Here is a 6,539-nt window from a genome sequence, read left to right as displayed (position 1 = left end):
CCAAGCTTTTCTGGTCGGAACCCCCTAAGCCGAGTTTTCAAGGTGCTGCGCCGTCCACTTGGTTTTCGAGACTGGCCTTTTAATTCTAACGTAAAGCCAACCTAGAACGGCGGGGTTTCAGACCCAAAATTTCCGATGATTGCCAGTCTTAAACCCGACGGCCACATGGCCACTATCATGCCCCATGGGGTGCTATTTCGGGGGGGGAAAGAGAAGCTGATTCGAGAGATATTAATTGAGGATGATGTAATTGAGGCGATTATTAGTTTGCCCCCGGGGTTATTTTATGGCACGGGTATCCCGGCCTGTGTGTTGGTGGTGAATAAAAATAAACCTGATGAATTACGCGATAAAATCCTTTTTATTAATGCCGATCGAGAATATGCTGAGGGAAAGAACCAGAATAAATTGCGCCCCGAAGACATTGAAAAGATCGATTATGTCTTTACCCACAAGCGAGAATATCCCAAATATAGCCGCTTGGTAGATAAGTCGGAAATTGTCGAAAAACACGACTTTAATCTTAATATTCGCCGCTATGTGGATAATACGCCAGACCCGGAACCGGAGGATGTAAAAGCTCACTTGATCGGGGGTATTCCGCAGGCTGAAATTGCCGCACAACAGGATACTTTTGCTAAGTTTGGCATCAACACAAATACCCTATTTAGACCCCTACGCCCCGGCTATGCTAATTTTTGCCCAGAAATTGCCACGAAAGCCGCTATTAAAGAGAATCTGGAAGCTAATCCCGATTTACAAGCAAGGATAAGCGACCACTATACTACGCTTAAAAATTGGTGGCGAGAAGCGCGGGATGATTTTGCCAAGTTGGAGGGGAATAATATTATGCCCCAAGTGCGGCAGCAATTACTGAGCAGCCTTAAACAGCAGCTGATTCCTTTGGGGGTTTTAGATGAGTTTAAATCGGCGGGGGTGTTTGTTAACTGGTGGCAGCAGATTCGCTATGATCTAAAGACTATTATTAACACTGGCTGGCATCATACTCTTATCCCTGATCAGTATTTATTAGCGGCATTTTTTCAGGCGGAAGAGGCGGCAATTGAGGAACTAGAAAGTAAGATTAGTGCAGTCCAAGGGGAGTTAAGCGAAGCGGTGGAATCAGCGCAAGAGGTGGCGAATTATGAACCGGAAGAGGAAGAAACTGTTAGCGCCGCATCGATTAAGAAATGGCTTAAAGAGTTGATAGATGACTTGAAGCAATCCCAGGGCGATTCAGCAGCCAGAGAGCGCCAATCTTACCAACAAGAATACAATGTTATTACTGACATTGAGAACCAGATCAAGTTACTTAAGAATACACTTAAAGAACAGCAGAGTCAGCTTGAGTTAAAGCTGCGCTTAAAACGGGTTGGTGATGAGGAATTTAAGGCTGAAACTATTGAATTACTTGAGCAGGTACAAAATCAGCTTATGGGGTTAAATGCAAGTAAAAAGGAAGAAAAGGCCAAGATTAACGCGCTTAATAAGGATAAGAAAGCCTTGGAGATTAAATTATCTTATCCTGAGGGATTACTGACTGACATAGGAGGACAGTTAAGGGATGAAGAAGCGAAAAAATTGATTCTAAAAAAGCTCTATGATTGGGTATCGGAGCAGCTTACTCGTTACTTGAATGGGGAAAAGCGGGGACTTGTTGCTAAGGTTGAGAATCTTTGGGATAAGTATGCGGTATCAAGTCAGGAAATGGAGGCCCAGCGAGAGCAGACTTTAGGAGAATTAAATGAGTTTTTGGTTAAACTAGGGTATAGGGAATAATTTAAGTCAGTTAGGAGCAGGTTATGCAGTCTATTAAAAAGCAATTTGTCACAGATAAAAATCTGAAGCCAGTGGCGGTAATTATTAATTACCAAGATTGGCAAAAAATTGAGGCATTATTGCAGGAAAGTCAACAGGAAGATAGTACAGAGTCTTTTAAGGCACTCGCAGCTTATGCGGGTAGCATTCAACTAACTATCGATCCTTTAGAATATCAAAGTGAGATAAGGAACTCTTGAGTTTTTAAATGTTTTTTTGATTAAGTTGAGGTATTTGGGATGAGTGTGGAAGGTTGGAAAACGGGAAAATTAGGAAAATTATGTAAAATTGAGATTGGTGGTACACCAATGAGGGATAATCCTGAGTATTGGGATAGCCAAAAAGAAACAGATAATTTATGGGTCTCAATTAGAGATATGAATCAGCGAGTCATAAATGATACCGCTGAATATATTACAAATATAGGAGTTAAAAACTCTAACGCAAAATTACAGCATGAAGGCACTATACTTCTCAGCTTTAAACTTACTATTGGGAGGGTAGCTTTTGCAGGAAAACAACTATACACGAATGAAGCAATAGCAGCCCTGCAAACTGAGCAACTTACCCATAATTTTCTATACTACGGGTTACAGCAATGGAATCTACTTCAAGATGTTGATCAAGCTATTAAGGGAGCAACCTTAAACAAGACAAAACTTAATAAGATTGAATTTCAATATCCAGTTTCTCTACAAGAACAAACCCAAATCGCCACCATCCTTTCAACAATAGACCGCGCGATTGAGCAAACCGAAGCCCTAATTGCCAAGCAGCAGCGCATCAAAACCGGACTAATGCAGGACTTGCTCACCAAAGGAATTGATGAAAATGGCAATATTCGCAGTGAAGAAACCCATGAGTTTAAGGATTCACCGCTTGGGAGGATTCCGGTTGAGTGGGAGGTGGAATCTTGTTCAGCAATATGTAAAGAGATTGTAGTTGGTATTGTTATTCGTCCCGCACAATACTATAAACCTTCTGGAGTACCTGTTCTGAGATCGGCAAATGTTAGAGAAAACATTATAGATACATCAGATATGGTTTATATGTCCGAAAGAGACAATATTGCTCTGAATAAAAGTAGGTTAAGCGTAGGTGATTTAGTTACAGTTAGAACAGGATATCCAGGTAATACAGCCGTCATCACGCCAGAATTAGATGGTTCTAACTGTGTAGATATAGTTATTTCACGACCAGATTCAAGGCGAGTGCGCTCTAACTACTTAGCATTATGGATTAACTCAAATTTTGGTAAGAAGCAGATACTCGAAGGACAAGGGGGACTTGCTCAACAACATTTTAATGTTGGTGAGGTTCGTAAACTTCTTGTTAAAGTACCCAGTATTAATGAACAAATAAGAATTGAAGATTTATTACTTCTTCAAGGCAGGGAGGTTTTTAAGCTTCAGTCACAACTACAAAAGCTAAAACTCCAAAAAACCGGACTTATGCAAGACCTGCTAACTGGCAAAGTCCGAGTTACCGACCTCCTCAACCAAAAAACAGCAGCAAATTGATTCATCGGTCAAACCTATGCAACCAGAGCAAACACCCACAAATCACAAAAACTTAAACATATACCCAGACTTTGCGAAGACAATGGCGATCGCTCGGCGCGGCATCAAAAAATATCGTAACGCCCTGATTGACCTCGCCAAGTCACCAAACTGCTCAGGCGATCTATATCCCATGATCTCGATATCAGACGATTCGCTAAACTAAACATAACTCCCTTGCCCATAGATTTACCATGCAAGCGATCGAATTTAAAACCATCCTAAAAAACGGCATAGTTACCATTCCCGCCGAATATTCTTCTGAATGGGAAGGTAAACAGATCTGCGTTATCTTGTTGGATAATGCAGAGAAGATATTACCCGTCGAAACCACTGATATCAATCCCCTCAAAGGAAGCGTGACATTTGATGAGTAGAAAACGGATTTCTCCGAGAAACCCGTTTTCTGTGCGTTACTCAACGGATTTAGTATAAGACATTTAACCCCGTTCTCCATAGATACTTTCTCGGCTAATATCTTGATCAGATAATTGGGGAAAATTCTTATCTCTATGACTTTCTGCCCATTCTTCAAAAGCTTTTATCCATTCTTCAGGGGTAGCCGTTTGACAAAAAGATAATTTTTGATAGTCTTTTATTGCTTCTATTGCTCCATTAGATGTTAATTCTCTTTCTAGTTGTTGTTTTTCTTCTTCAGAAAGGGATCTAATAATTTGTGCTAAAGTTTTAACCAGTTGGTTGTTCATATCCGTTAATGCTTAAATATTTTTTATGTATAATAACCTATTATAGCGTTTCTCATATCAGAGAAGTACAATTCAACCCTGTCCCCTGACTTCAAGGAAGATTTAGGGTTCTCTTATTCTTTGTGTGATAAGTTTAACTTATATAGTAGCGATCAATCTTTGTGTCCTTTGTGTCTGGAGTGGTTCGTTCCACTCACTGCCCCAAGACTGTATCTTAGAATATATTATTTTACCCACCAAACCGGGGAGAGCCGATTTAGACGAAAAACCTCATAAATACAGTTAAATAAAGGTTATCTGGTCATGAACAAAACACCTCAACCTATCAAACTCGATGAGCGCAACGGGGTCGAAAAGCCCTTACTTGATCAACTGTACGGTTTAGATTGGGAAATATTGGATTTAGAGACAAAACAAAAACCACAGGATACTTTTAGAGAAAGCTTTACCGAGGTGGTGATGCTGCCAGTGCTACGAGAACAGCTTACAATCATCAACCCCTGGCTAGAAACCGACCAAATAGAAGAAGCCATCAAACAACTCACCGCCAACTTCCCCAGCACCAACCTACTGGAAAATAACCGCCACGTCTTTAAACTGCTTCAGGAGAATACCAGCGTCTCAGAGAACCGTAAAACAGGCGAAAAAAGCCCCACCGTCAGGTTTATCGACTTTGACCACCCAACTAACAACCGCTTCATCGCCGTTTGCCAGTTTAAGGTGCGGATTCTAGGCACAGAAAACCACATCATCCCCGATATTGTCCTCTTTCTCAATGGGCTGCCAGTGGTGGTCATTGAATGTAAATCTCCCAAAGTCAAAGAACCCATTGCCGAGGCGATCGAGCAACTCCTCCGCTACAGCGAACAGCGCGGCGCTAAGGGCGAGGGAAATGTCCCCCTCTTTTTCTATAACCAGTTTGTCGTAGCTACCTGCCGCAATCAGGCAAAATTTGGCACCATTACCACCCACACCGAAAAATACTTCTTCCGTTGGGCTGACCCCTATCCCCGCACCCTAGAAGAACTAGAACACGGCATTAGCTCCCCCAATGACCAGCAGCGACTGGTGGCGGGAATGTTTGCCCCCGATAACCTCCTAGAGATTATTCGCAACTTCACCCTTTTCTCCATCAACAACAAGGGAGAAACCATCAAAATCGTCGGGCGTTATCAGCAGTTTCGTGCCGTCAAGAAAGCCGTGGAGCGTCTCCTAGAGGGCAAAACCCCCCGGGAGCGCAGCGGCATCATCTGGCATACCCAGGGGTCGGGTAAGTCCCTGACCATGATGTTTATGGTGCGGGCCATGTACCGCCATAACAACCTTTCCCAGTGGAAAGTGGTATTTATCACCGATCGCACCCAACTAGAGCAGCAACTCGCCGAGACCGGCCAAAGTGTTGGCTTTACCGTTAAGCCCGCCAATAGCATCGCCAAACTGAAGGAACTACTTCGCAGCGACTCCTCGGATCTGGTCATGGCCATGATCCACAAATTCCAAGAGCGGGAACTGCGGGAGACCTTCCCGGAGCTAAACCGGAGCAGCAACATCCTGGTGATGACCGATGAAGCCCACCGCTCCCAGTACAGCCTGCTGGGGACAAACCTCGACAAAGCTCTCCCCTACGCTTCCCGTATTGGCTACACCGGCACCCCCATCGACAAAACTGAGAAAGTTTTCGGGGACTACATCGACAAGTACACCATGGGCCAGTCCATCGAGGACGGCGTGACCCTAGAAATTGTTTACACCGGGCGCACCCATAACGCCGAGGTGTCTGATCAGACAGCTATGGATGCGGCTTTTGCCGATGTCTTCAGTGAGTACAACCTGCAAGAGCGGCTGCAGATTTTGGGCCATGGTTCGCGGGATGCCTACCTAGAAGCTCATCCCACCATCGCCGCCAAAGCCAAGGATATGGTGCAGCACTATCTCCAGTGCATCTTTCCCAACGGCTACAAGGCCCAGGTGGTGGCGACTTCCCGGGAGGCGGCGGTGCGGTACAAAGAGCATTTAGATGCTGCCCTGGCCGAGGAGATTGCCAAATTGGAGCAGGGGAATCCCCACCGGCTTAACCTCGATCGCCTGAAACGACTTAAGACCGATGTGGTCATCTCCGGCAGTCATAACGACCTACCCCACCTCAAGCAATACAGCAACTCCACCCGCCACGATACTACTATTAAAAGCTTTAAACTGCCCTTTGACGCAAGGGATGAGGGGATTACTGGAGATGTGGGCATTGTCATCGTCAATAATATGCTACTGACTGGCTTTGATGCCCCAGTAGAGCAGGTGATGTATCTCGATAGGGTCATCGAAAATTTGGGTCTGAAACCCCGTCGTTCTACGACGGCTTTACTGTTAAATATTAGCGCATTTACACGATATATGCTAGAATGCGAGATATGGAAAAAGCCTATTCGTTTCGATTTTACCCAACACCCGAACAAGA

Annotated in this window: 6 protein-coding genes and 1 pseudogene; 6 read left to right on the top strand and 1 reads right to left on the bottom strand. The window is 44.1% G+C overall.

The window, feature by feature from the left end; all coding sequences use genetic code 11:
- The first annotated feature begins 135 nt into the window (after positions 1 to 135).
- From O9295_RS22690 to O9295_RS22675, 4 genes are all read left to right on the top strand, one after another.
- Positions 136 to 1,779, top strand: coding sequence for an N-6 DNA methylase (locus O9295_RS22690; RefSeq protein ID WP_288035548.1), 1,644 nt, complete (start codon positions 136 to 138; stop codon positions 1,777 to 1,779).
- 23 nt (positions 1,780 to 1,802) lie between these two features.
- Positions 1,803 to 2,018, top strand: a complete 216-nt coding sequence (locus O9295_RS22685) for a RelB antitoxin-like protein (RefSeq protein ID WP_288035546.1) — start codon at positions 1,803 to 1,805, stop codon at positions 2,016 to 2,018.
- A gap of 39 nt (positions 2,019 to 2,057) precedes the next feature.
- The gene (locus O9295_RS22680) at positions 2,058 to 3,338 is read left to right on the top strand and encodes a restriction endonuclease subunit S (protein ID WP_288035544.1); all 1,281 of its coding nucleotides are present in this window, start codon (positions 2,058 to 2,060) and stop codon (positions 3,336 to 3,338) included.
- Positions 3,339 to 3,571: 233 nt separating this feature from the next.
- Positions 3,572 to 3,754: a hypothetical protein gene (locus O9295_RS22675; protein WP_288035542.1), complete on the top strand. Its 183-nt coding sequence runs from the start codon at positions 3,572 to 3,574 to the stop codon at positions 3,752 to 3,754.
- Positions 3,755 to 3,817: 63 nt separating this feature from the next.
- On the opposite strand, the gene O9295_RS22670 is transcribed toward O9295_RS22675, so the two are convergent.
- On the bottom strand, positions 3,818 to 4,084 hold the full coding sequence (locus O9295_RS22670; protein ID WP_151696896.1) for a vacuolar protein-sorting-associated protein 25: 267 nt from the start codon (positions 4,082 to 4,084) through the stop codon (positions 3,818 to 3,820).
- Between the two features lie 303 nt (positions 4,085 to 4,387).
- Between O9295_RS22670 and O9295_RS22665 the strand changes: the two are divergent.
- Both O9295_RS22665 and O9295_RS27570 read left to right on the top strand, forming a co-directional pair.
- Positions 4,388 to 6,358: pseudogene (locus O9295_RS22665) on the top strand (type I restriction endonuclease subunit R); the annotation flags it as partial.
- 125 nt (positions 6,359 to 6,483) lie between these two features.
- A partial coding sequence (locus O9295_RS27570; RefSeq protein WP_353846024.1) for a helix-turn-helix domain-containing protein occupies positions 6,484 to 6,539 on the top strand: 56 nt, incomplete at its 3' end.

The organism is Microcystis sp. LE18-22.4A (assembly GCF_027531105.1).
Taxonomy (GTDB): domain Bacteria; phylum Cyanobacteriota; class Cyanobacteriia; order Cyanobacteriales; family Microcystaceae; genus Microcystis; species Microcystis aeruginosa.
Note: the sequence above shows the minus strand (reverse complement) of the source record. Positions and strands in the feature narration are given on the sequence as shown.

Bases quoted from the DNA above. Each gene is read 5' to 3' on its own strand.
- O9295_RS22680 (WP_288035544.1), top strand. From the start codon at position 2,058: ATGAGTGTGGAAGGTTGGAAAACGGGAAAATTAGGAAAATTATGTAAA.
- O9295_RS22690 (WP_288035548.1), top strand. From the start codon at position 136: ATGATTGCCAGTCTTAAACCCGACGGCCACATGGCCACTATCATGCCC.
- O9295_RS22685 (WP_288035546.1), top strand. From the start codon at position 1,803: ATGCAGTCTATTAAAAAGCAATTTGTCACAGATAAAAATCTGAAGCCA.
- O9295_RS22675 (WP_288035542.1), top strand. From the start codon at position 3,572: ATGCAAGCGATCGAATTTAAAACCATCCTAAAAAACGGCATAGTTACC.
- O9295_RS22670 (WP_151696896.1), bottom strand. From the start codon at position 4,084: ATGAACAACCAACTGGTTAAAACTTTAGCACAAATTATTAGATCCCTT.